This is a genomic window from Pseudorhodobacter antarcticus, from assembly GCF_900110135.1.
Taxonomy (GTDB): Bacteria; Pseudomonadota; Alphaproteobacteria; order Rhodobacterales; family Rhodobacteraceae; genus Pseudorhodobacter; species Pseudorhodobacter antarcticus.
Genome location: NZ_FOCO01000009.1, coordinates 1 through 23,713, shown reverse-complemented (window position 1 = coordinate 23,713; position 23,713 = coordinate 1). Strand labels below are relative to the sequence as shown.

General features: G+C 57.7%; 19 protein-coding genes, 1 tRNA gene and 2 pseudogenes. 12 read left to right on the top strand and 10 right to left on the bottom strand.

Translation table 11 applies throughout. The annotated features are described in order from the left end of the window. Positions 1–48: 48 nt before the first annotated feature. From BMY36_RS19865 to BMY36_RS06240, 7 genes are all read right to left on the bottom strand, one after another. Entirely contained in the window at positions 49–225 is a 177-nt protein-coding gene (locus BMY36_RS19865) for a hypothetical protein (protein ID WP_156215297.1), read from the bottom strand. Then, entirely contained in the window at positions 215–580 is a 366-nt protein-coding gene (locus BMY36_RS06265) for a hypothetical protein (RefSeq protein WP_050521112.1), read from the bottom strand. Before BMY36_RS06265 ends, BMY36_RS19865 begins: the two co-directional genes overlap by 11 nt. Then, positions 577–774 carry a hypothetical protein gene (locus tag BMY36_RS06260; protein ID WP_139193955.1) on the bottom strand — a complete coding sequence of 66 codons (198 nt, stop codon included), beginning with the start codon at positions 772–774 and terminating at the stop codon, positions 577–579. Before BMY36_RS06260 ends, BMY36_RS06265 begins: the two co-directional genes overlap by 4 nt. A gap of 356 nt (positions 775–1,130) precedes the next feature. After that, positions 1,131–2,513 (bottom strand): aminotransferase family protein, encoded by a 1,383-nt coding sequence (locus tag BMY36_RS06255; protein WP_244888658.1) that lies wholly within the window; start codon positions 2,511–2,513, stop codon positions 1,131–1,133. Between the two features lie 144 nt (positions 2,514–2,657). Next, positions 2,658–4,154 (bottom strand): TRAP transporter large permease, encoded by a 1,497-nt coding sequence (locus tag BMY36_RS06250; protein WP_050521218.1) that lies wholly within the window; start codon positions 4,152–4,154, stop codon positions 2,658–2,660. Continuing rightward, positions 4,151–4,726 (bottom strand): TRAP transporter small permease, encoded by a 576-nt coding sequence (locus BMY36_RS06245; protein ID WP_050521110.1) that lies wholly within the window; start codon positions 4,724–4,726, stop codon positions 4,151–4,153. Before BMY36_RS06245 ends, BMY36_RS06250 begins: the two co-directional genes overlap by 4 nt. A 71-nt stretch (positions 4,727–4,797) precedes the next feature. After that, positions 4,798–5,832, bottom strand: a complete 1,035-nt coding sequence (locus BMY36_RS06240; RefSeq protein WP_050521217.1) for a TRAP transporter substrate-binding protein — start codon at positions 5,830–5,832, stop codon at positions 4,798–4,800. A 166-nt stretch (positions 5,833–5,998) separates the two neighbouring features. On the opposite strand from BMY36_RS06240, the gene hmgA reads away from it, so the two are divergent. The 4 genes from hmgA (at position 5,999) to BMY36_RS06220 (ending at position 10,579) form a co-directional block, all read left to right on the top strand. After that, the gene (gene hmgA / locus BMY36_RS06235) at positions 5,999–7,312 is read left to right on the top strand and encodes a homogentisate 1,2-dioxygenase (RefSeq protein ID WP_050521216.1); all 1,314 of its coding nucleotides are present in this window, start codon (positions 5,999–6,001) and stop codon (positions 7,310–7,312) included. 67 nt (positions 7,313–7,379) lie between these two features. Beyond that, on the top strand, positions 7,380–7,820 hold the full coding sequence (gene msrB, locus BMY36_RS06230) for a peptide-methionine (R)-S-oxide reductase MsrB (RefSeq protein ID WP_050521109.1): 441 nt from the start codon (positions 7,380–7,382) through the stop codon (positions 7,818–7,820). Between the two features lie 105 nt (positions 7,821–7,925). Next, positions 7,926–9,275, top strand: a complete 1,350-nt coding sequence (locus tag BMY36_RS06225) for a glutamine synthetase family protein (protein WP_050521108.1) — start codon at positions 7,926–7,928, stop codon at positions 9,273–9,275. Continuing rightward, positions 9,275–10,579, top strand: a complete 1,305-nt coding sequence (locus BMY36_RS06220) for an NAD(P)/FAD-dependent oxidoreductase (RefSeq protein ID WP_050521107.1) — start codon at positions 9,275–9,277, stop codon at positions 10,577–10,579. The genes BMY36_RS06225 and BMY36_RS06220 overlap by 1 nt, the downstream gene beginning before the upstream one ends. Positions 10,580–10,642: 63 nt before the next feature. On the opposite strand, the gene BMY36_RS06215 is transcribed toward BMY36_RS06220, so the two are convergent. After that, positions 10,643–12,934 carry an arginine/lysine/ornithine decarboxylase gene (locus BMY36_RS06215; protein WP_050521106.1) on the bottom strand — a complete coding sequence of 764 codons (2,292 nt, stop codon included), beginning with the start codon at positions 12,932–12,934 and terminating at the stop codon, positions 10,643–10,645. Between the two features lie 256 nt (positions 12,935–13,190). Here BMY36_RS06215 and BMY36_RS06210 point away from each other — a divergent pair, with 256 nt between their 5' ends. The 6 genes and pseudogenes from BMY36_RS06210 (at position 13,191) to BMY36_RS06185 (ending at position 20,629) form a co-directional block, all read left to right on the top strand. Continuing rightward, positions 13,191–14,147 (top strand): carbon-nitrogen hydrolase family protein, encoded by a 957-nt coding sequence (locus tag BMY36_RS06210; RefSeq protein WP_050521105.1) that lies wholly within the window; start codon positions 13,191–13,193, stop codon positions 14,145–14,147. A gap of 81 nt (positions 14,148–14,228) precedes the next feature. Next, positions 14,229–16,955: an aminotransferase class I/II-fold pyridoxal phosphate-dependent enzyme gene (locus BMY36_RS06205; protein WP_050521104.1), complete on the top strand. Its 2,727-nt coding sequence runs from the start codon at positions 14,229–14,231 to the stop codon at positions 16,953–16,955. Positions 16,956–16,970: 15 nt separating this feature from the next. Then, entirely contained in the window at positions 16,971–18,428 is a 1,458-nt protein-coding gene (locus tag BMY36_RS06200) for a biotin carboxylase (protein ID WP_050521103.1), read from the top strand. A 4-nt stretch (positions 18,429–18,432) separates the two neighbouring features. Beyond that, positions 18,433–19,404, top strand: a complete 972-nt coding sequence (locus tag BMY36_RS06195; RefSeq protein WP_050521102.1) for a C45 family autoproteolytic acyltransferase/hydrolase — start codon at positions 18,433–18,435, stop codon at positions 19,402–19,404. 83 nt (positions 19,405–19,487) lie between these two features. Next, positions 19,488–19,577 (top strand) — tRNA-Ser (locus tag BMY36_RS06190). Between the two features lie 344 nt (positions 19,578–19,921). Beyond that, positions 19,922–20,629 (top strand): annotated as a pseudogene (locus BMY36_RS06185) (IS6 family transposase). A 134-nt stretch (positions 20,630–20,763) separates the two neighbouring features. Here BMY36_RS06185 and BMY36_RS06180 read toward each other — a convergent pair. Then, positions 20,764–22,407 carry a BCCT family transporter gene (locus BMY36_RS06180; protein WP_050521100.1) on the bottom strand — a complete coding sequence of 548 codons (1,644 nt, stop codon included), beginning with the start codon at positions 22,405–22,407 and terminating at the stop codon, positions 20,764–20,766. A gap of 42 nt (positions 22,408–22,449) precedes the next feature. Further along, positions 22,450–22,902 carry a universal stress protein gene (locus BMY36_RS06175; protein ID WP_231579786.1) on the bottom strand — a complete coding sequence of 151 codons (453 nt, stop codon included), beginning with the start codon at positions 22,900–22,902 and terminating at the stop codon, positions 22,450–22,452. Between the two features lie 296 nt (positions 22,903–23,198). Between BMY36_RS06175 and BMY36_RS20420 the strand changes: the two genes are divergently transcribed. Both BMY36_RS20420 and BMY36_RS20220 read left to right on the top strand, forming a co-directional pair. Next, a complete protein-coding gene (locus BMY36_RS20420) occupies positions 23,199–23,507 on the top strand; it encodes an IS3 family transposase (RefSeq protein ID WP_050520777.1) in 309 nt (102 codons plus the stop codon). Beyond that, positions 23,504–23,713, top strand: a pseudogene (locus BMY36_RS20220) (hypothetical protein); the annotation flags it as partial. The gene BMY36_RS20420 and the pseudogene BMY36_RS20220, both read left to right, overlap by 4 nt.

Sequence of the window (23,713 nt, the reverse complement as noted above, 5' to 3'; positions counted from 1 at the left end):
CAAATCTGGACCTATCCCGCGCCCAGCCCGCGCAAAAGTCAAGCAGCCTTATCGCCGGACCACCCCAATATAGGCCACAGCCAACCCTTGCCCACCCGTGACGCGCGCAATCACCTCTGCGCCCGCCAACACATCCGCGCCCCGCCCGTCGGCCCAAACCTGCATCGACAACGCGGCCCCCGGAACCAAGGTCGCGCCACCCACCGTGATCACATCATCGCCCACCCCCGCCCGACAGCGTGCTGTTGGACCCGTTGCCCAGCAACGTGTTCGACCCCGGCCCATCAAACAAATTGATCGGCCCGGCGTCCGCCCCGCCGCGCACAAACAGGTCAATCATCGCGGGGTCCATGCCTTGCGCCCCGCCAATTTCGGCCACCAAATCATCGCCGTAAAACAAATCCGCGCCGGTTCCATCGGCCCAATCGCGCAGGGTCAACGGCCCGGCATCGCCCGCGCCCACGTCAATCCAAACCCGCAGGCTGTCTTGGCTGCGGTCAAAATCGGTGATCTGCGCCACCGCATCATCGCCCAAAATGTCAAACAGCGTCAGCACATCACGGCCCTCGCCGCCTGTCACGCCGCTGGCCCCTCCTCCAGATAGGTGTCGCCGCTAAAAATCGTGTCATTGCCACCCCGCCCGTCAATCACATCGGCCCCCACGCCACCGTCAATCCGGTCTGACGCGGCGGTGCCAAAAATCGGCGCATTGGGCAAAACGGGTGCCGGAACAACAGGCGCAAGCAAAACAGGCGGGGGCAGGATTGGTGCCACATTAACGGGCCCCCCGGCCTCACCCGGCACCACAACGCCCGGCTCAACGTCTCGACCGTGTCCACCTCTGGGGCAGTCTCCACCGGCACGGGTATCGTCGCCGCAGGGGCCGCAACGGGCCCGCTATCGGGCGCGGCATCACTCTCCGCGCTATCCCTATCGGAATTCATCATCATCGACAGGCCAATAAACCCACCCACCAGCAGCAACAATTCCAACACAACACCCCACCCCAACCCGCGATGCCGCGTTAAAATTCAGTTAACACAAAAACAAATATCATTACATACCAATGAAGTACCCGGAAAATCGCGCGCGATTTTCCGGGTACTTCGTGCGATGTATCGCGGTTGCGATCAGGAAAAAACCTTGGTCAGCGCAATATCCACCGCATGGGTGATCGCATCAATATCATCTCCCGTGGCGATCAAAGGCGGCGCAAACGTCAGGGTGTTGTTCAGCCCCGTCAAACTCCGGTTTGTCATGCCAATCAACACGCCCTGCGCCGCACAATCGGCCACCACAGCCGCCACTTTCTTTTCATCCGCAGGCTCTTTGGTCCCCCGGTCCGCGACCAATTCGGCCCCACAAAACAGCCCCTTGCCCCGCACATCCCCAATCACCCGATGTTTGTCCATCAGGTTGGACAGGTTTCCCATCAACCGCTTTTCCATCCGCAAGGTGTTGCCCAGCAGGTCCTCATCCTCCAAAATCCGCATGTTTTCCAACGCCGCCGCAGGCCCCGCCGTGCAGCCGCCAAAGGTGGAAATATCGCGAAAATACGACAGCGGGTCGTTCGGGTCGTCCTTGAACATGTCAAACACAGCCTCGGTCGTGACCATGCACGAAATCGCCGCATACCCCGACGCAACCCCTTTGGCGAGGCTGACAAAATCCGGCTTAATTCCGTAATTTTGATAGCCCATCCAAGTGCCCGTGCGCCCCATCCCGCACACGACCTCATCAATATGCAGCAAAATATTGTATTTCTGGCAAATCTCTTGCACCCGGTCCCAATACCCCTCAGGCGGCGTAATCACGCCCCCGCCCGCTGTCATCGGCTCCAAACACAGGCCGCCCACCGTGTCCGGCCCCTCGCGCAAAATCACCTCTTCGATCGCATCCGCAGCGCGCAGACCGTAATTTTCCACGTCCCACTGCTTGCGATATTCCATGCAATGCGGCACCTCCACAAACCCCGGCGCAAAGGGGCCATACTGGGCGTTCCTCTCATTCTGCCCCCCCGCCGACATGGTCGCCAAAGTTGACCCGTGATAGTCGCGGTTGCGGTACAAAATCTTGTATTTCTTGCCGCCATGATGCCGGGCCGAGATTTGGCGGATCATCTTGAACGCCTTTTCATTCGCCTCCGACCCCGAATTGGCATAATAAACCCGGCTAAGGCCCGGCATCTTCGCGATCAGTTTTTCCGCAAACAACGCGCCGGGCACGGACCCCGCCGCCCCGCCAAAAAAGTTCATCTTCAAAACCTGATCGTAAATCGCTTTGGCAATCGACTCGCGGCCATAGCCCACGTTGACGGTCCAAACCCCGCCCGACACGGCATCAATATGCTCCTTGCCCTTGGCATCCCAAACGCGCAGGCCCTTGCCCTCCACGATGATGCGCGGATCGACCGTTTCAAACGGTTTGTGCTGCGCCAGATGGTGCCAGATATGCGCGCGATCTGCGGCGATCACCCCGGACATATCGTTGAACGTATCGTTGCTGCGGGTCATCGCATCCATGGGAACACCTTTGGGAAAACGCGGGCAGGCCATCGCCCCCGCACAGAAATCAGATGATGTATCATGCCCGAATATCGGAATTTGCCAAGCCACCATTTAACGCCAGACCAAACGCCCTTTTAAGTCCAGAAAAGATCAAAACCCTACCAACACCAGCGTGATCACCGGGAACGCCACCAAAACCGCCACCCGCAGCACATCGGACGCGACGAAAAACAGCACCGCCTTATACGTCTCCACAATCGGTGTTTTGCGGTCCATCGTGTTGATGATGAACAGGTTCATCCCCACCGGGGGCGTGATCAGACCCACCTCCACCACGATCAAAACCAAAATCCCGAACCAGATCGCGGTCTGTTCCATATTGATCCGCGCCAGCGCACCCGCATTCACCCCGCGCAAACCCAAAGCGGCGATTTGATCGCGCGTCAGCTCCACCCCTTGGGCCAATGCGGCCTGCACGCTGGCCAGCATATCGGGGGCAATGACAACCCCACCCGCCAACGTATCCAGCGCGCGGGCGGCGTGCAGATCGGCCATGCTGACCATCCCAAAATCAAGCCCCTGCACCACAGGCCAAAAGATCGGCACCGTCAGCAAAATCATCGACAGACTGTCCATCAAACAGCCCAGCAGCAGGTAAAACACCAAGATCAAAACCATGACAACCCACGGGTTCAACCCTTGCCCCGTCACCCAAATCGCAATTTCCTGCGGCACTTGGGTCAGCGCCAAAAACCCGTTGTAAAACGCCGCCCCCAGCACGATAAAAAAGATCATCGCACTGGACCGGGCCGTGACCAAAAAACTGTCGGCCAGCGTCGCCCGCGTCAAACCGCCGTTCAACCACGCAATCAATCCTGTGCCAAAAGCACCCACAGCCGCCCCTTCGGTCGGGGTGAAAATGCCGCCGTAAATGCCACCAACCACGGTGACAAACACCAACAAAACTGGCCAAACCTTGACCATCGCCGCCATGCGTGCGGCATATGGCACCCGCGCCCGCACCCCCGCCGCATCCGGGTACAGCCGGACATAAATCGCAATCACGGCGACATATCCCAGCGCCGCCATCACCCCCGGAATGAACGCCGCCAAAAACAGCTTTGCAATGTTGGTTTCGGTCAAAATCGCATAAATCACCAACACGACCGACGGCGGGATTAATATCCCCAACGTGCCGCCCGCCGCCAATGTGGCCGTCGCAAACCCACCTGCATACCCGTTGGCGCGCAGTTCCGGCAGCGCCACGCGGCCCATCGTGGCGGCCGTGGCCAGCGATGACCCACAGATCGACCCAAACCCTGCGCAGGCCCCGATTGCCGCCATCGCCACACCGCCGCGCCGGTGGCCCAACCAGCTTTCTGCCGCTTTGAACAACGCCTGCGACATGCCGCCAAGCGTGGCAAAATGGCCCATCAACAAAAACATCGGCACGATAGACAGCGAATAGCTGGAAAACGTGGTGAAGGTTTCGGATTTCAACCGGGCCAGCGCCACGCCCGGCCCGCCCGTGATAATGCTAACCCCCACCAATCCGGCCAAAAACATCGCAAGCCCGATGGGCACGCGCAGAAATATCAGCGCCAGCAGGGCGGGAAATGACCACAGACCAATCGCCAAATCGCTCATGGTGCCGCCTGCGGCAAAAGGGGCCGGCCCAACCACGCTTCGGCCAGCCGTGCGGCGGCCATGTACAACCCAACACCCGCCGCCGCCGCCGCCCCCGACAGCGACAGCGCATAGGCCCACCACAGCGGAACCTGCAGCAGAAACGTGGTTTGCCCCGATTGCAGTTTGCTTACCATGCCTGCGCCCAATTGCACGGCGATCACGACCAGAACGGCGGCAAAAAGCCCCTCCGTTATCGCGCGCAAAATCCGGTCCGCGCGCGGCGGCAGGCGTGATGTGAACAGGTCCACCGCCGCATGCCCGCCCGTGATCTGGCACCACGGCAAAAAGGCAAAAATGGCAAAGGCGATGCCCGCCTCCATCAATTCAAAATCCCCCCGAATAGCCCCGATGCCCGCATCAAGGCCCCATTGCGCCACCCCCGGCATCACCCCAGCACCAACCATGCCATGCAGCATATCATTGGCCCAACGCCCCAACACCGACGCGCAGGTCATAAAGATCAGCGCCACCAGCATCAGCCCGCCCAAATAGGCAAACAATCGCGACAAAGTCAGGAAAAAGCGATGCATCACGCGCCTTTAATGCGGCAAAAACGGCCCGGCGCAGGGGGCTGCACCCGGGCCGCCTGTGCGATATCTCGTTACTTATAGGCCGCCATCAGGGCGCGCGCCTCGTCGATCAACGCTTGGCCGTCGATGCCTTTGGTCGCCATATCGGCCACCCAATCGGCATAGATCGGTTCCACCAGCGGCATCCAATTGGCAGCCGCATCAGCGGCGCTGATGGTGACAATTGTGTTGCCCAAATCCACCGCCACTTGCCGTGCGGGCGCGTCCGCATCCGCCTGCGTGCCCCCCGCAAAAATGGAAAACGCAAGGCCGGAATTTTTGTCAATCACCACCTTCAAATCATCAGGCAGGCCTGCGTAAACCCCTTTGTTCATCGCCAGAACAAAGGTGATGTTGTACAGCGCCGCCCCTTCAAATTCGGTATGGTTTTGCACCAGTTCCGGCACCTTCAACGACCCCGTCACCTCCCACGGGATGGTCGCGCCGTCGATCACCCCTTTGGACAGCGCCTCGGGGATTGCGGGCACGGGCATGCCCACAGGTTCCGCCCCCAGCTTTTCCAACATCTGGTTGACCATGCGCGACGCGCCGCGAATTTTCATGCCCTGCAAATCGGCGGGGGTCGCAACCGGATCAGCCGTGTGAAACAACCCCGGCCCATGCACCCATGTGCCCAGCATATGGACATCCTTGAATTCGGTATCCTTCATATGCGCTTCATACATCTGCCAATAGGCCGATGATGCAGCGCGCGCATCCGTCACGAAAAATGGCAGTTCAAACACCTCGGTCATCGGGAAACGTCCAGGGGTATAACCGACCACAGTCCAGATCACATCGGCCACGCCATCAACCACTTGGTCAATCAATTCGGGCGGCGCGCCCCCCAGTTGCATGGATGGAAAGCGGTCCACCTTGATTCGGCCCGCGCTGTCGCGTTCCACATTATCGGCCCAGACATCCAAAATCAGCTTTGGCACATTGGCCTGCGCGGGCAGGAATTGGTGCAGGCGCAGCGTCACCTCTTGCGCCATTGCACCGCTTGCCACCACGGCAGCCAAGACCGCCCCGCCAAGTGTCGCCATTGCGGTTCTGCGATTGGTCATATGCGTATCCCTTCCCAAACGGATCATGCAGCCTTCGGCGCAGTATTCGCATGGATCCCGCACATTTCAAAGCCCCCGCAAAGCCCCGGCCCTGCGGCACCTTGCGCGCCTGTGCGTTTCGGTTTCAACTGGCCCGCAAAACCCCCGTTTCCAAAAAGGCACCGCTATGGCCCAGATCGGCACCACCCCCCGTTATATGCCCGGCTTTGGCAATGATTTCGAAACCGAGGCGCTGCCGGGTGCCCTGCCGCAAGGCATGAACAGCCCGCAAAAATGCGCCTATGGCCTTTACGGCGAACAGCTGTCGGGCACCGCCTTTACCGCGCCCAGCCACCAGAATGAACGCACATGGTGCTACCGCATCCGCCCATCGGTCAAACACACCGGGCGTTTTGCGAAAATCACCCTGCCCTATTGGAAAACCGCGCCGCATATCGACCCCGATGTGGTGTCGCTGGGGCAATACCGCTGGGATCCGGTCCCCCATTCAGATGCGCCCCTGACATGGCTTACGGGCATGCGCACCATGACCACGGCAGGCGATGTGAACATTCAGGTCGGCATGGCCGCGCATGTGTATTTGGTCAACACCAGCATGGTGGACAGCTATTTCTACTCGGCGGATTCAGAGATGTTGGTGGTGCCGCAAACCGGGCGCTTGCGGTTTTGCACGGAATTGGGCGTGATAGATCTGGCCCCCCAAGAAATCGCCGTTATCCCGCGCGGTCTGGTCTACCGGGTAGAGGTTTTGGAAGGCCCCGCGCGCGGCTTTGTCTGCGAAAACTATGGGCAAAAATTTGATCTGCCGGGGCGCGGGCCCATCGGGGCCAATTGCATGGCCAACCGCCGCGATTTCAAAACCCCCGTCGCCGCGTTTGAAGATCGCGAGGTGCCAAGCACGGTGACGGTGAAATGGTGCGGCCAATTTCATGAAACCCACATCGGCCACAGCCCCTTGGATGTGGTGGCATGGCACGGCAACTACGCGCCCGTAAAATACGACCTGTCCACCTATTGCCCGATTGGCGCTGTGCTGTTTGACCACCCCGACCCGTCCATTTTCACCGTCCTCACCGCCCTGTCAGGGATTGAAGGCACAGCAAACATCGACTTTGTTTTGTTTCGCGAACGCTGGACCGTGGCGGAAAACACCTTTCGCCCGCCGTGGTATCATAAAAACGTCATGTCCGAATTGATGGGCAATATTTACGGCCAATATGAGGCCAAACTAAAAGGGTTTATCCCCGGCGGCATCAGCCTGCACAATATGATGCTGCCCCACGGCCCCGATCGCGGCGCGTTTGATGCTGCCAGTAACGCGGGCCTAAAACCGCACAAACTGGACCACACCATGTCCTTCATGTTCGAAACCCGCTTCCCCCAACACCTCACGGCATTCGCAGCATATGAGGCGCCGTTGCAGGATGATTACATCGACTGCTGGGCCGATCTTGAAAAGAAGTTCAACGGCACGCCGTGAAAGGCGCATTTGATTTTTGGCCCACGCGCCCCCAAATACGAATAACAACATCAGAAATGAGGCCAAAATGACCTATGCCAAAACAGACGAAGCCTTGGCGCGCTTAACCCCCGAAGAATTTCGCGTGACGCAAAAAAACGGCACCGAACGCCCTTATACCGGCAAATTCGACAACCATTTTGAACCCGGCATCTATGTCGATGTTGTCTCGGGTGAACCGCTGTTCGGGTCATCGTCCAAATTCAATTCAGGCTGCGGCTGGCCCGCCTTTGCCACCCCGATTGAACCCGCCAACGTCGCCGAATTGCGCGACGCCACCCTTGGCATGGTCCGCATCGAGGTGCGATCGGCACACGGCGACAGCCACCTTGGCCATGTGTTCAACGATGGCCCGCGCGATATGGGCGGCCTGCGCTATTGCATCAATTCGGCCAGCTTGCGCTTTGTGCCCTTGGACCAGATGGAGGCCGAAGGTTACGGCGATTACATCGACCAAGCCGGGGCGTAACGCCCCACCACCGCGATATTGGTTTTATTTCGGCGGCCCGCAGGATACATCTGGGGCATAACCCCGGCGCAGACTGGACTAAACCCCAACAAGGATGACCCTGCAATGACCGCAAATAATATCAGAAAATGGCTGTCCGAACGCCCCGAGGTGGAAACGGTGTTCGCCTGCATCTGCGATCTGAACGGCGCGATGCGCGGCAAACGCCTGCCAATTGAAAAGGCCAAGGAAATCATGGACGGCGGCCTGCGCATGCCGCTGTCTGTGATGAACGTCGATATCTGGGGCGAGGATATTGAAAATAACGAATTGGTGTTTGAAACCGGCGATTCCGATGGGATTTGCGATTACACTGGCCGCCCCATTGTGATGATCAACTGGACCAGCCGCCCATCAGCCCTTGTGATGTTCTGGATGAGCACCGAGGACGGCGTGCCCTTCGCCGGCGACCCGCGCCACGCCCTGTCCAACATCGTTGACCGCTACAAAGCGCTAGGAATGACCCCTGTGGTCGCGACCGAGCTGGAATTTTACCTCTGCGACCCGACCGAGGCACAACCCCGCCCCCCCGTTTCGCCCGTGACGGGCAAGCGGCTGGACAGTGACGGTGCGTTGTCACTGGATGAGTTGCAGCATTTCGACGCGTTCCTGAACGATGTCTATGACGCTTGCCACGAACAAGGCATCCCCGCCGATGCCGCGATTTCGGAAAACGGCGCGGGCCAGTTTGAAATCAATATGGTCCATGTCGCAGACCCGTTGCAGGCCGCCGATGATGCGGTTTTGTTCAAACGCTTGGTGCATGGCATCGCGCGCAAACACGGCATGGCGGCAACTTTCATGGCCAAACCCTACGGCGACCGGTCCGGCAGCGGCTTTCACGTCCATTTCAGTCTGATTGATGAAAACGGCGTGAACCTGTTTGACAATGGCACCGACCAAGGTGCGCCGCTGCTCCGGCACGCGGTCGCGGGGCTGTTGGAAACCATGCAAGAAAACACGCTCACCTTTGCACCGCACCAAAACTCCTACCGCCGCATGTTGCCCGGCGCGCATGCCCCAACAGGGGTTGCGTGGGGCTATGAAAACCGCACGGCGGCCATTCGTATTCCGGGTGGTAACCCCAAAGCGCGGCGCATTGAACACCGCGTCGCGGGTGCGGATGCGAACCCCTATTTGGTGCTGGGCAGCATCCTTGGCGGCGCACTGCTGGGGATCGAAGGCAAAATGCAACCCGCCGACCCGATTGTCGGCGATGCTTACAGCCAAAAGCTGGACCATTTGCCACTGGATTGGGCAACCGCGATCCAAGCGTTTCGGCGCGGGAAAAATGTGGAACATATTTTCTCCAAGCGCCTGCAAACCATGCTGGTCGAATGTAAAACCCAAGAAATGAAACGGTTCGCCCGCTATGTGACCGATTTTGAATATGACAGCTATCTGGAGTCTGTGTGATGGCCATTGAAACCTTTGCCACATCTGGCGAAACGAAACACACTGGCAGCTATTACGCCGCCAGCGCCAACCCATCGCCGGACCGTCCGGCCCTGCAAGGCGATCAGCAAATTGATATTTGCGTCGTGGGTGCAGGCTATAGCGGCCTGTCAACCGCGCTGCATTTGGCCGAAAAAGGCTACAAGGTCGCAATCATCGAGGGCGCGCGGGTCGGCTGGGGCGCATCGGGGCGCAATGGCGGCCAAGTGGTGAACGGCCTGAACGCCAGCCTGCAAACCATCAAAAAACGCTATGGCCAAGACACCGCAAATTTCGTGGCAGGCTTGGTCCAAGAGGGCGGCGAAATTATCCGCGAACGGGTCAAAACCTATAACATCGACTGCGACCTGAAACCCGGCAACATCTTCACCGGCCTCACCTCGGCGCATATGAAGGAATTGGAGGCGCGGCGCGCGTTGTGGGCCAGCCACGGGTTGCACAATCAAGATATGTTGGACAAGGCGCAACTGCACGACCACATCGGGTCGGACGTGTACGCAGGTGGCATGATCGACCACACGGGCGGCCACATGCACCCGCTGAATTTGGCACTGGGTCAGGCGGCGGCGTTCGAATCCCTTGGCGGCGTGATCTATGAACAATCCCCCGTCATTCATGCCGATACAGAGGCCGCCAAACCCGTGGTCAAAACCGCACAAGGCACCCTGACCTGCAACACGCTGGTGCTGTGCGGCAACGCCTATCTGGGCCATGTCATTCCGGCGCTGACATCGCGGGTCATGCCCGTGTCCACGCAAATGATGGCGACAGCGCCTTTGGAAAACGCGGATGCGCTGCTGCCCACCGATAAATGCGTAGAGGATGTGCGCTATATCCTCGATTATTTCCGCCTCAGCGGGGACAAACGCCTGATTTTTGGCGGTGGCACGGTGTACGGCGGCACGGACCCCAGCGATGTGGTGGCCAAACTGCGCCCCGCGATGGAAAAAGTGTACCCCAGCCTGAAGGGTGTAAAGATTGACTATGCGTGGAGTGGGAATTTCGCGCTGTCGTTCAGCCGGGTGCCGCAAATGGGGCGGCTGGGGTCCAGCACCTATTTCGCGCATGGATATTCCGGGCATGGGGTGACGGGGTCGCACACCTTTGGCAAGATTTTGGCGCAGGCGATTGATGGTGACAAATCCCGGTTTGACGTGTTCGCCAAGGTGCCGTGGTATCCCTTCCCCGGCGGGCGGGTGCTGCGCGTGCCTTATTCAATGGTGGGGTCGTGGTATTACGCGCTGCGCGACCGTTTGGGCGTTTGACCCCATCCAGATTGCAATAAAAAGGCCCGGTTTTCACACCGGGCCTTTTTATTTAGGTAGGCCTTAGTCCGCCACGCAATCGGCGAAATAATGGATATGCCCATCCTCGCCCACCTCTTGCACCAACCCGTGAATGTCGGTTTCGAAACCGGGACATTCACGCGCAAATTCGCGGTTAAACTTCAGGTATTGCACGATTTTGGTGTTGAACACCTCACCCGGAATCAACAGCGGAATACCGGGTGGATAGGGGGTGACAAGGCTGGTCGTTATCCGCCCTTCCAGCGCATCAATCGGCACGCGCTGCGTGGTGCGGCGGGAAATATGCGCGAACGCATCGCTGGGTGTCATCGCAGGCGTCAGATCGCTTAGGTACATTTCAGTCGACAAAATCGCCACGTCATATTTGGCATAAAGCGTGTGGACGTGCTGGCACAGATCTTGCAGACCCATCTGTTCATAGCGCGGCTGTTTTTTGCAGAAATCGGGCATGGTGCGCCACATCGGCTGGTTGCGATCATAATCATCTTTGAACTGCTGCAACGCGGTGAGGAGGGTGTTCCAGCGCCCCTTGGTGATGCCAATCGTGAACATGATGAAAAAACTGTAAAGCCCGGTTTTTTCCACCACAACGCCGTGTTCGGCGAGGTATTTGGTCACGATTGAGGCGGGGATGCCCGTGGCCCCGAACCGCCCATCGAGGTTCAGGCCGGGGGTGATGATTGTGGCCTTGATCGGGTCCAGCATGTTGAAACCCGGCGCCATATCGCCGAAATCATGCCAGGTCTTTTCGCCCTCGGCCGGCACAAAGCCTTGTTTGTCGGTGCCTTTCAGCACCCAATCTTCACCGCTGCCAATGCCTTCGTCGCCGACAACATCGGGGCCCCAGACGCGGAACCACCAATCATCATCGCCAAATTCATCATCGACCTTTTGCATGGCGCGGCGGAAATCCAGCGCCTCGGCGATGCTTTCCTCGACCAATGCCGTGCCGCCGGGGGGTTCCATCATCGCCGCCGCCACATCGCAACTGGCGATGATGCTGTATTGCGGGCTGGTCGATGTGTGCATCAAATACGCTTCATTGAACAAATGGCGGTCCAACTTGGTGGTCTGGCTGTCTTGCACCAAAACATGGCTGGCTTGGCTGATGCCCGCCAACAACTTGTGGATGGATTGCGTCACATAGGTGACAGCATGTTCCGGGCGCGGGCGTTTGCGGCCCATCGCGTGAAAGTTGTTGTAAAACGAATGGAAACTGGCATGCGGCAACCATGCCTCATCAAAATGGAAGTTTTCGACGTAGCCGTCGAGCATGTGTTTGATAGTTTCGGTGTTGTACAAAACGCCGTCATAGGTGGATTGCGTGATGGTCATAATGCGCGGTTTGATGGTGTCCGCGTCAATGTGCGACAACAGCGGATTGTCACGGATTTTTTGCTTGATCGCCTCCACATCAAACTCCGACTTCGGGATGGGGCCGATGATGCCGAAATGGTTGCGGGTGGGGCGCAGGAATACGGGGATGGCCCCGGTCATAATGATGCTGTGCAGGATGGATTTGTGGCAGTTGCGATCCACAACCACCACGTCGCCGGGACCGACGGTGTAATGCCAGACCATTTTATTGGATGTGCTGGTGCCGTTGGTCACGAAAAAGCAGTGATCGGCGTTAAAAATCCGCGCGGCGTTACGCTCGGACGCGCCGATGGCACCGTTGTGATCAAGCAGCTGGCCCAGCTCCTCCACCGAGTTGCAGACATCGGCGCGCAGCATATTTTCGCCGTAAAACTGGTGGTACATTTGACCGATGGGGCTTTTTAGAAACGCGACACCCCCCGAATGGCCGGGGCAATGCCATGAATAAGAGCCATCTTCGGCATAGTCCAAAAGCGCTTTGAAAAACGGCGGCTGGATACCTTCGAGATAGATTTTCGCCTCGCGGATGATGTGGCGGGCGACAAATTCGGGCGTATCCTCAAACATATGGATAAACCCGTGCAGCTCGCGCAAAATATCATTGGGCAAATGGCGGCTGGTTTTGGTTTCGCCGTAAACATAAATCGGCACATCCGCATTTTTGCGCCGCACCTCACTGACAAATTTGCGCAGATTGGTGATGACCGGGTCAATATCGGGGCCGGGGCTAAATTCCTCATCATCAATCGACAAGACAAAGGCGCTGGCCCGCGATTGCTGCTGCGCAAACTGCGTCAGATCGCCGTAATTGGTGACGCCAAGCACCTCAAACCCTTGGCTTTCAATGGCTTGTGCCATCGCCCTAATCCCCAGGCCCGATGAATTTTCAGACCGAAAATCTTCGTCAATGATAACGATGGGAAAGTGGAACTTCATGGCACTTAACCTTTCAGGGGGGCAAAAGGGGGGGGGCGCCGCGCGCCCCCAAACTGGATGCGACCCGCAGCATCAATTGCACCGGGCGTTGGTCTGTTTCTTTCTGGTGATGCCCCCTTAGTCAAGGGGCGGCGACAGCGCCCCACCCGCACATTTTACGTTACCCGGTTACACTTTGCCTCCGCAACAGATAGGGTGGCCTCACAATTAAAGACATAGGGCCGCCATATGCCGGCTCCACCCCAAGGAATAAAACATGACCCCTTTCGCTATCGCAGGCGTACAAATGTACGTCAACGCGCTGGAACCCAACACCGATGGCATGCTGTCGCGGCTGGATATTTTGATGCAGCGCTTTCCGTGGACGCAGATGGTTTTGTTCAGCGAAATCGCAGCCCTCGGGCCGCTGCCCGAATTTTCGCTGCCTTTGATGAACGACCACATCGCGCGGTTCCAAGAAGCGGCGGCCAAACACAACATTTGGCTGATCCCCGGTTCCATGCACGAAACCGCCCCCGATGGCCGTATCTTCAACACCTCCGTCGTCATCCGCCCCGATGGTGGCATCGAAAAAGTTTACCGCAAGATTTTCCCCTTCCGCCCGTATGAGGCGGGAACAACCGCAGGCACCGAATTTTGCGTGTTTGACGTGCCTGATGTGGGCCGCTTTGGCCTGTCAATTTGCTATGACATCTGGGTGCCCGAAACCACCCGCCAACTGACCGCCCAAGGCGTAGAGGTGTTGCTGCTGCCCGTGTTCACCAGCACCGCCGACCGCGAGGTGGAAATCGCGATTTGTCAGGCCACCGCCGCGCAATTCCAAACCTATGTGTTCAGCATCAATGGCTTGGGCGCAGGGGGCAATGGGCGGTCTTGTGTGGTGGACCCGTCCGGCGCGCTGCTGCATCTGGCGGCAGGACATGAAGATGCTTTTCCCATCGAAGTTGACTTTGACCATGTCAGGCGTCAACGTGAAACAGGGCTAAAGGGGCTGGGCCAAGTTCTGAAAAGCTTTCGGGATCGTGAGGTTGATTTTTCGGTTTATGACCGGACCAGCGGCACAGATGATTATCTGAAAACGCTGGGGCCGCTGGCAGTGCCGCACCAAGGCACCCGCGCAGGCTTGGACACAGACGCGCCCGCCACAGCCATCGCAAAACTGCACGCAGCCCCCCAAATGCCTGCGGTTCCGGGCGTGGCAGCCAAATTGTAAAACGCGAACGGGCGCGGCCCAAGGCACAATGGCTTTGGGGCCGCGCCCCCCGCACCGCGTGTGTATAAAGGAGAGATACGGTTGGACTCGGTCAGCGATTATTATTCCGCAACGCAACTGCGCTTGGATCGGTGGAGCGCGCTGCGCGAAGCCGTCAACACGATCTGCCGCGATGAAGATGCCCCCCAGATTGCCGATCTGAAAAGCACAGTCGTTGATCTGTTCGACGGTTTGGCCTTGATCGAACCCTATTGGGCCTTTCCCGGCATGGCCGCGTTTGACCACATGCGCCGCCAGTTTGAACATGATAAATTTGATGACGTGGCCTTTTCCGTGGCCCGCGTGGCGCGCGGATTGACCACAGGCGCGTATCGCCGCCGCCACATCTCGCTTGAACCCGACACCGCCGATGATGACGATCACCAAGACGAAGAAATGCTCTCCCCCGAGGCGCGCGCCACCACCCGCCCATATTTTGAGGTGCTGATCGTCGATGATGCCAGCGACCAACAGCAACGCTGGTTGACCCACAACCTAACCCACATGCGCCGCGTGGAGGATGATTTCACCTATGACACCGTTGTAGTCCCCAGCCTAGAGGATGCGCTGATCGCGGTCCTGTTCAACCACAACATCCAAGCGATTGTGGTGCGCCCCGGCCTGTCGCTGAAATCCGCCAACAGCAACGAAATTCTGACCAAATACGCGAACAATGCCAGCGGCGATGTCCATTTCGACCAGATGAAACCCGAAGATTACGGGCCGGAACTGTGCCGCCTGATGGACCGAGTGCGCCCCGAACTGGACATCTATTTGGTCACCGATCGCTCGGTCGAAGATATTGCAGACCTTGATCTGGGCGTATGCCGCCGGGTATTTTACAACCAAGAAGATTTCATGGAACTGCACCTGAACATCCTGCGCGGCGTCGAGGCGCGCTATCGCACCCCGTTTTTCACCGCCCTTGTGAACTACTCCAAACAGCCCACAGGCGTCTTTCACGCCATGCCCATCAGCCGGGGCAAATCCATCACCCGGTCGCATTGGATTCAAGATATGGGCGCGTTTTACGGCGCCAATATCTTTCTCGCCGAAACCTCCGCCACCTCTGGCGGGCTCGACAGCTTGCTGCAACCCCACGGCCCGATCAAAGAGGCGCAAGAACTCGCCAGCCGCGCTTTCGGGTCCAAACAAACGTTTTTCGCCACCAACGGCACATCCACCTGCAACAAAATCGTGGTGCAAGCCTTGGTGCGCCCTGGAGATATCGTGCTGGTGGACCGCGATTGCCACAAATCCCACCACTACGGGCTGGTGCTGGCCGGGGCCGAAGTGGTCTATCTCGACAGCTATCCGTTGAACGAATATTCGATGTATGGCGCGGTGCCCCTGCGCGAGATCAAAGCACAGCTTTTGGCGCTGCGGGCGGCGGGCAAACTGGACCGCGTGCGCATGCTGTTGCTGACCAATTGCACCTTTGATGGTGTGGTCTACAACGTGCAGCGCGTGATGGAAGAATGTCTGGCGATCAAGCCCGATCTCGTGTTTTTGTGGGATGAAGCGTGGTTCGCCTTTGCCCGCTTCAGCCCAACCTACCGCCAACGCACCGCCATGCGCACCGCCAACAGCATGCGTAAAACGCTGCGCACGGACACCCACGCCGACGCCTATGCCGCCCAGCAAATCGCGCTGGAACATGCGTCCGATGATGTGCTGCTGGCCACCCGCCTTATCCCGGCCCCCACCGCGCGCGTGCGGGTTTACGCCACGCAATCTACGCATAAAACCCTGACCAGCCTGCGCCAAGGCTCCATGATTCACGTCAACGATCAGGATTTCAAAGGTGAAGTGGAACAATCCTTTCACGAAGCCTACATGACTCACACCTCCACCTCGCCCAATTACCAAATCATCGCGTCCCTCGACGTGGGGCGGCGGCAGGTGGAACTGGAAGGCTTCGAATTCGTCCAGCGCCAGATTGAAGCGGCCATGTCGATCCGCCGCGCCGTCACCAGCCACCCGCTTTTGTTGAAATATTTTCGTGTGCTGTCCGCAGGCGATATGATTCCCGAACAATTCCGCCAAAGCGGCGTGACCAGCTATTACGACACCCAACAAGGCTGGACCGATATGTGGGACTGCTGGGAAAAAGATGATTTCGTGCTGGACCCCACCCGCGTCACGCTGGCCGTGGGCGGCACCGGATGGGATGGCGACACGTTCAAAAACGATATTTTGATGGATAAATACGGGATCCAAATCAACAAAACATCGCGCAACACCGTGTTGTTCATGACCAATATCGGCACCACCCGATCGTCGGTTGCGTATTTGATAGAGGTGTTGGTGAAAATCGCCACCGAATTGGATGAACGGCTGGATGATGCCTCTCGCGCCGCCCGCTTGTCCTTTGATCGCCGCGTCAAAAACCTGATGGAAGATTACCCACCCCTGCCCGATTTCAGCCGCTTCCACGATGCCTTTCGCCCCGATAAACTGACGCCGGAAGGCGATATTCGCACCGCCTACTACCTCAGCTATGATGAAGAGAATTGCGATTACCTAGAATTAGACGGCTCGCTGCAAGCCGCAATGGACGCGAGCGATGAGGTGGTCTCGGCCAGTTTCGTCATCCCCTACCCCCCCGGCTTCCCCATTCTAGTGCCGGGTCAGGTGATCAGCCGCGAAATTCTGTCGTTCATGCGCGCTTTGGACGTCAGCGAAATCCACGGCTACCGGCCCGACCTTGGGCTGCGGGTGTTTACGCCTGCATCCTTGGCCAAATTGGTGGCCGCAAAAAAGAAATAAAACAAGGAGATACAAATGGTTACCACTCTTAGGAACATTTCGGAAATCCGTCGTTTTTTCCACCGCAATGAGGATCCGGTCTATTTCATTTCCGCCACCAACTTTAACCTGTTGGGCCTGGATGAATGGGTCAAGAACTTCAAATACATCTGCTACATCGACTGCTACGGCGGCAAACACCCCAATGTGTTCAGCCCGTCCGAACAACCCCACGCCGAATTTCAATCCATCGAAGATATCAACAACTACCTGTTGCAGCACAAAGAGGTGATTGATTTCATCAAACGCCGCGGCGGCAAACCCAAATTTGTGTTCTTGATGTTTGATGCCGAAACCGAACGCCTGTCGCGCGAACTTGGCGCCGATGTCTGGTTTCCAAAGGCCAGCCTGCGCAGCAAAATGGACAATAAAATTGAAACTGTCCGCATCGGCAACAAGGCAGGCGTGCCCTCCGTACCCAATGTGTTGTCCGAGGTGAAATCGTACGACCACCTGCGCGCGGTCTGCGAAAAGGCCGGGATCGGCCATGATCTGGTCTTGCAATCGGCCTATGGCGACAGCGGCCACACCACATTTTTCATCAAGACCGAGGCCGATTTTCGCCGCCACAGCCACGAAATCATTGGCGAGGGCGAAATTAAGATCATGAAACGCATCGACTGTCGCGGCTCCGCGATTGAAGCGTGCGTGACCTCTCAAGGCACCATCGTCGGCCCGCTGATGACCGAACTCGTCGGGTTCAAAGACCTCACACCTTATCGCGGCGGCTGGTGCGGCAACGAAATTCTGGCCACCGCCTTCCCCCCCAAAGTGCGCCAAAAGGCCCGCGACTTGACGTTTCTCTTTGGCGAACAACTGCGAAAAGAAGGCTATCGCGGCTATTTCGAACTCGATTACCTGATCGACAAGAAAACGGGCGATCTGTGGTTGGGCGAATTGAACCCCCGCATCACGGGCGCGTCGTCCATGACCAATCACGCCGCCTTTGCCCATGCCGACGCGCCGCTGTTCCTGTTCCACCTGCTGGAATTTTCCAAAAAGAAATTCAATCTGAATGTGGATGAACTCAACAACCGTTGGGCCGACCCGAATATGATTGATAGCTGGAGCCAGATGGTGATCAAACACACCGCCGACACGGTGGATATTTGCACCGATGCCCCCGAAACCGGCATCTATAAAATGCTGGAAAATGGCAGCGTGGTGTACGACCGTTTCGACTATCACCGCCGCGCGGTGGAAAGCGAAAATGAAGCATTCTTTTTGCGCATCCTGCGCCCCGGCGATTACCGCTATGAAGGGGCCGATATTGGCATTTTGGTCACGCGCGGCCGTTCCATGACCACCAGTTTCCAAATGAACGAACGCGCTAAAAAATGGATCCACGGCATCAAAAAGGCCGTGCAGGGCAAACCATTGCCCGATGCGAACGCGGGGCCCGCCGTGGCCGAACCCGCCTTCAAAATGATCTGACCCGATGCTGTGGCGCGCCATAGCCGAAGGGTCGCCCGGCCCCAAATGGGCCGGGCTTTTCGCCGAATATTGGCCCGCCTATAAAAAATGGTGGCTGCGCGAAGGCGAATCCGCGCGCCCCACCTACCGCGATTGCAGGCGCGCTTTGGTGCAGCACATGCCCGAAATCGTGCCCCATTATGACCAGCTTTGCGCTTTGGCAGGCGGTGGCGATCTCGCCGCGCGCTTTCTCAGCTTTTATTGCCCGCCCCCCTATCTTTCGGGCTGTTCCCAAGCAATCTGGACCGGGGCCGAACCCGTCTTGGTGCGCAACTATGATTATGATCCCGCGGCCTTTGATTGCCTGATCTTGAAAACCGATTGGCAAGGGCGGCGCGTCATGGGCACGTCCGACGGCGTCTGGGGGCTCGTGGACGGGATGAATGACGCGGGGCTTGCGATCTCGCTTACCTTTGGCGGCAGGCGCGTTGTGGGCGCAGGGTTTGGCGTGCCCTTGATCCTGCGCTACGTCCTGCAAACCTGCACCACAACCGAACAGGCGGGGGCCGCCTTGGCGCGCATCCCCTGCCATATGGCCTATAACGTCACCGTGCTGGACGCGCAGCGCAACTACATCACCGCGATGCTGGCCCCCGACCGCCCCGCCATTCTCACCCATGCCGCCGTGGCGACCAACCACCAAGAACAGGTGGATTGGATCAGCCATGCGCGCTTCACCTCCACCGTGGAACGCGAACGGTTTTTGCTGCACCGCCTGACCCTGCACCGCGACCCGCAGGAAAAGTTCATCAATGCCTTCCTGCGCGCCCCTCTCTATTCCACCGCCTTCGCCTCGGGGTTCGGCACCCTCTACACGGCCGTCTACCGCCCCCGCCTCCAAGAAATGGAGGTGCGCTGGCCCGGCACCGTCTGGTCCCTAACAATGGCCGATCAATGGGATACCGCCCGCCACGTCAAAATACCCACCCCCGCCTAACGCACGCGCCCCACCGCTAAATACACGCCCAGCCGTTTTTCACCCTTGTCCGCAGTCGGATGGATTGCTAGATGATGCAGGTTGGAGGCGTGGCTGAGAGGCCGAAAGCACTCGGTTGCTAACTGAGCGTGGGTGGAAGCCCACCGTGGGTTCGAATCCCACCGCCTCCGCCACTTACCCCCACCAAAGTGTTCTCCCGATCCGGCTGCGACGGAATTTTTCTGTTGTTTTCAAGGGTTATGCAGGTGGAGCTGTTAACCAGCAGTTTCCCTAGAAGGCCCAAAGGCGTTCTCTCTGGGGCGATATTCTCCAGACCTGTTGCCTTGGCTGTTTTGGTGAATTTCCATAACCGCTTGAATCAGTTTGACTAAAGTACGGTTTTGAGGTGAGTTCGACCGCAGTCGCGCCTGCGGCAGTTGTGACTGGGATCGGAATTGGTCAGGCCATTATGCGCTCCAGTGGTCTTGTCAGAGGAAACCGGCTTGATCTGGGCTGGGCGTCGGCCTAGCCTTGCCGAATGACAAAACGCTCGCCTTTTCGGTATTTCAAAACATCACCCGAGATCATCTGCCTGGCTGTGATGATGTATGTCCGGTTCCCGCTTTTACTTCGCAATGCCGAGGATCTGCTGCATGAACGTGGCATCAACATCAGCCACGAAACGGTGCAGTTCTGGTGGAACCGTTTTGGTTCGATGTTTGCCGCGGCGATCTGAGGAAAACGGGTTCAGCGACTTCGTGCTCATTCGAATTGGCAATGGCATCTGGATGAAGTGTTCGTGAAAATAAATGGGGAGTAGTACTACCTTTGGCGCGCGGTTGATCATGAAGGGGAAGTTCTCGAAAGCTTCGTTACAAAGCGCCGCGATCGCAAGGCCGCATTGAAATTCCTCAGGAAAACGATGAAACGGCATGGCGAACCGGACATCATTGTGACCGACAAACTTCGATCCTACGGTGCCGCGATGAAGGTCATCCGCAACGCCGACAAACAGGACACTGGCCGCTGACTCAACAATCGGGCCGAGAATTCGCACCTGCCGTTTCGACGACGAGAACGAGCCATACAGCGGTTCCGCAGCATGCGAACCTTGCAGAAATTCGTCGCCATACACGCCTCAGTCCACAACAATTTCAACCTGGAAAGACATCTATATTCACGTGCCAATTTCAAACTTAACCGCACCGCCGCTCTGGCTGAGTGGCGCCGGTTGGGCGTGGCATAAGGGGCAGCCTCACTGTCCTTGCAGAGACTGGTTCGCATTTGTCTGACACCACCCAAGGTTGGGATAAAGGTAACTCCAAGAAGGACGGGCACCAGAAGCCCGGCGCCCGTCGTATTTCTTCGAGGGCGTTTCGCTTATTTGCCCTCTGCCCGCTCACTTTGCAAACCACGGAAAACACAATAGCACATTACCAGCAGAACCACCGTGAACAGCAGCCCGGTCGAGATGACCATCGATTGCAGCGCAGCCAGTCCTCCGCCTATCAAAAGCGCGATAGCGACCGCGCCCTCAAAGATGCACCAGAATACGCGCTGGGTTGCAGGTGCATCGACCTTGCCGCCCGCTGTGATCGTATCGATCACCAGAGAGCCTGAATCCGAGGACGTGACGAAGAACACGATCACCAGCACGATGCCAATAAACGAAGTGATTGAGGCAAGCGGTAACTCACCCAGCATTTTGAACAGCTGCAGCGGAAGCTCTGCATCCTGCGCCCCGGAGAAATTATCCGCAATCACCTGATAAATGGCAGTGCCGCCAAAGATCGACATCCACATCACGCAGACAAAGCTGGGGATCAGCAGGACGCAGATGATGAATTCACGCACCGTCCTGCCGCGGCTGACACGGGCAATGAACATGCCCACGAACGGCGACCAGCTGATCCACCACGCCCAATAGAACGCTGTCCAGCCCTGACTAAAGTTCACGTCTTCGCGGCCGAATGGATTGGCGAGCGCAGGCAGAAATTCGACATAGGCTTTCAGGCTGTCCCAGAAGAACGAGAGTAGAAACGCGGTTGGTCCTACGATCAGGGTGAACAGTGCCAGCAAACCGGCCAGCCCCATGTTGATCTCTGACAGGATTTTGACTCCGCCGTCGAGCCCGCGCAGCACCGAAATCAGCGCCACAGCGGTGATCGCCGATATCAAAATCACTTCTGTCGTGTTGCCCATGGGAACGCCGAACAGCTCGTTCAGACCTGCGTTGGCTTGCGTGGCCCCGAACCCCAGTGACGTGGCCAGCCCGAAAAGGGTGGCAAACACCGCCAGAATATCGATGACGTGGCCCGGCCAGCCCCAGATACGGTCCCCGAAGATAGGGTAGAACGCCGACCGGATCGTCAGTGGCAATCCCTTGTTGTATGTGAAAAGCGCCAGCGCCAGTGCAACCATCGCATAGATGGCCCAAGGATGCAGACCCCAGTGAAAGATTGTCGCAGCCATGCCCAGACGAATGGAGGCTGCCTGATCATCAAGTGCGCCGCCGAGTGGTGCCCAATCGGTCCGCATATCACCATTCAGCACCGTGCCACCTGCAGAGGTCGAGAAATGCGTCAGAGGCTCAGAGACCCCGTAAAACATCAGGCCAATGCCCATACCGGCCGCGAAAAGCATCGAAAACCAGCCGATGTAGGTGTAATCGGGCTTAGCCGTTGAACCACCCAAACGGATGGAGCCGTAGGGCGAAACCACCAGCAGCAGTGCAAAGATCAGCACAATGTTAGCGGAGCCAATGAGGAACCAGTCAAAATTCTGGGTGGTAAAGTTGAACATGGCTTTGAAAATTGCGTCAGCCTGTTCGGGCAGTGCCAGTGTAAAAAATACGAATGCCACGACCGCAGCGCCGGATACGAGGAACACGGGGTTGTGGATGTCATATCCGAACGGACCAACCGTTCCGTCGACGTTATCCTGCCCGATCTCATACTCTGTCTCGATGATATCCGCAGTGCCTTGCGGCGCGGGTATGCCTTGGTTGGCGGTTTCGTCAGACATCGAATGCCTCCTCCTCGAGATTTTGGAATGCTTGGGAGCGCCTCAGTGCGCGCGCACCAGAAAAACAGACGCCCCGGTATGACGGGCCAAAGCGCCACCATGTGATGGCAGCAGCATGTCAGCCATGTTCGGAATATGCGTCGCCATGACGATCAGATCTGCGCCTAGCTCGTCGACCGTGCCCGCCAGCTTCTTGTCCAGATCAACAGTAGGATCGGAACTGACAACGCTATGGGCCGCAGTTCGGTGACCTCGTTGATCGCTTTGCGCTTTGGCAAAATCGGCGAGCTTATGGGCAAATTCTTCGGGGTTGTGGGCGATCGCACCAGGCACATTCGACGTGATTGCCACATATGTAACTATTGCATCGTAAAGTTTAGCTAAATCAGCCACGATCACAAATGCGGTTTCGGACTTGTCGATATGTGCCAGATCGACGGGGACCATAATGTGTTTGTACATGCTCATATCTCGCTGCTCGCCGAATAACGGCATGTGCGGTTGCCCTCATCGTTGGGAATTCTGGAATAGTTCATTCATGTCCTTCCTGCTGCTCCATGCAAGGCGCGCTGGTGCCCATAATTGCTGTGTGCAATCGAACTTAGAAGTGAATCATAGGGCTATCCGCCACAAATGTCGATTGCCAGTCCAAGGTTTGGTTTTTCAGTGATTGCAGCGCAAGGTTACCTTTCCCGCTCAGAGGCCATCCCAGAGCGTTCTCAACCAGAGTTGGTCGCGGAATTTCGGACCAGTTGTTAAGGTGGATCACATGATGAGAGAAGTGATCCAGAATGAAGAAACGAAAGAACCATTCGCCTGATTTCAAGGCGAAGGTTGCGCTTGAAGCGATCCGTGAGGAGCTGACGCTGGCGGAGCTGTCGAAGAAGTACGATGTTCATCCGACACAACTCGGCACTTGGAAGCGCGCGGCGATAGAGAACATGGCGACAGCTTTTGCGCGCCGAGGTGCCGCCCCGGAGCAGGTAAGTGCGGCTGAACTCGACAAGCTGCATTCCAAGATTGGCCAACTTGTGGTGGAACGGGATTTTTTGGCCAATGCCTCGCACCAGTTGCTCGGGACGCGAGGCAAAAAATGGTGAGCAAGGATAACAAGTTAAGCGTCCGTCGCCAGTGTGCGCTACTGACCCTGGCGCGGTCAAATTTGTACTATGAGCCGAAGGGTGAGAGCGCGGAGAACCTGCGGTTTATGGCGCTCATCCATTGCCCGGCAGGCGCATGGCATGGCCATGCTGCCGAGAGGGGACAAGCAGTTCTTGGAGACGCCGTGGTACGGATCGCGCCAAAT

Bases quoted from the DNA above. Each gene is read 5' to 3' on its own strand.
- hmgA (WP_050521216.1), top strand. From the start codon at position 5,999: ATGGCCCAGATCGGCACCACCCCCCGTTATATGCCCGGCTTTGGCAAT.
- BMY36_RS06180 (WP_050521100.1), bottom strand. From the start codon at position 22,407: ATGTCTGACGAAACCGCCAACCAAGGCATACCCGCGCCGCAAGGCACT.
- BMY36_RS06240 (WP_050521217.1), bottom strand. From the start codon at position 5,832: ATGACCAATCGCAGAACCGCAATGGCGACACTTGGCGGGGCGGTCTTG.
- BMY36_RS06200 (WP_050521103.1), top strand. From the start codon at position 16,971: ATGGTTACCACTCTTAGGAACATTTCGGAAATCCGTCGTTTTTTCCAC.
- BMY36_RS06210 (WP_050521105.1), top strand. From the start codon at position 13,191: ATGACCCCTTTCGCTATCGCAGGCGTACAAATGTACGTCAACGCGCTG.
- BMY36_RS06220 (WP_050521107.1), top strand. From the start codon at position 9,275: ATGGCCATTGAAACCTTTGCCACATCTGGCGAAACGAAACACACTGGC.
- BMY36_RS06250 (WP_050521218.1), bottom strand. From the start codon at position 4,154: ATGAGCGATTTGGCGATTGGTCTGTGGTCATTTCCCGCCCTGCTGGCG.
- BMY36_RS06245 (WP_050521110.1), bottom strand. From the start codon at position 4,726: ATGCATCGCTTTTTCCTGACTTTGTCGCGATTGTTTGCCTATTTGGGC.
- BMY36_RS06255 (WP_244888658.1), bottom strand. From the start codon at position 2,513: ATGACCCGCAGCAACGATACGTTCAACGATATGTCCGGGGTGATCGCC.
- BMY36_RS06225 (WP_050521108.1), top strand. From the start codon at position 7,926: ATGACCGCAAATAATATCAGAAAATGGCTGTCCGAACGCCCCGAGGTG.
- msrB (WP_050521109.1), top strand. From the start codon at position 7,380: ATGACCTATGCCAAAACAGACGAAGCCTTGGCGCGCTTAACCCCCGAA.
- BMY36_RS20420 (WP_050520777.1), top strand. From the start codon at position 23,199: ATGAAGAAACGAAAGAACCATTCGCCTGATTTCAAGGCGAAGGTTGCG.
- BMY36_RS06195 (WP_050521102.1), top strand. From the start codon at position 18,433: ATGCTGTGGCGCGCCATAGCCGAAGGGTCGCCCGGCCCCAAATGGGCC.
- BMY36_RS06215 (WP_050521106.1), bottom strand. From the start codon at position 12,934: ATGAAGTTCCACTTTCCCATCGTTATCATTGACGAAGATTTTCGGTCT.
- BMY36_RS06175 (WP_231579786.1), bottom strand. From the start codon at position 22,902: ATGCCGTTATTCGGCGAGCAGCGAGATATGAGCATGTACAAACACATT.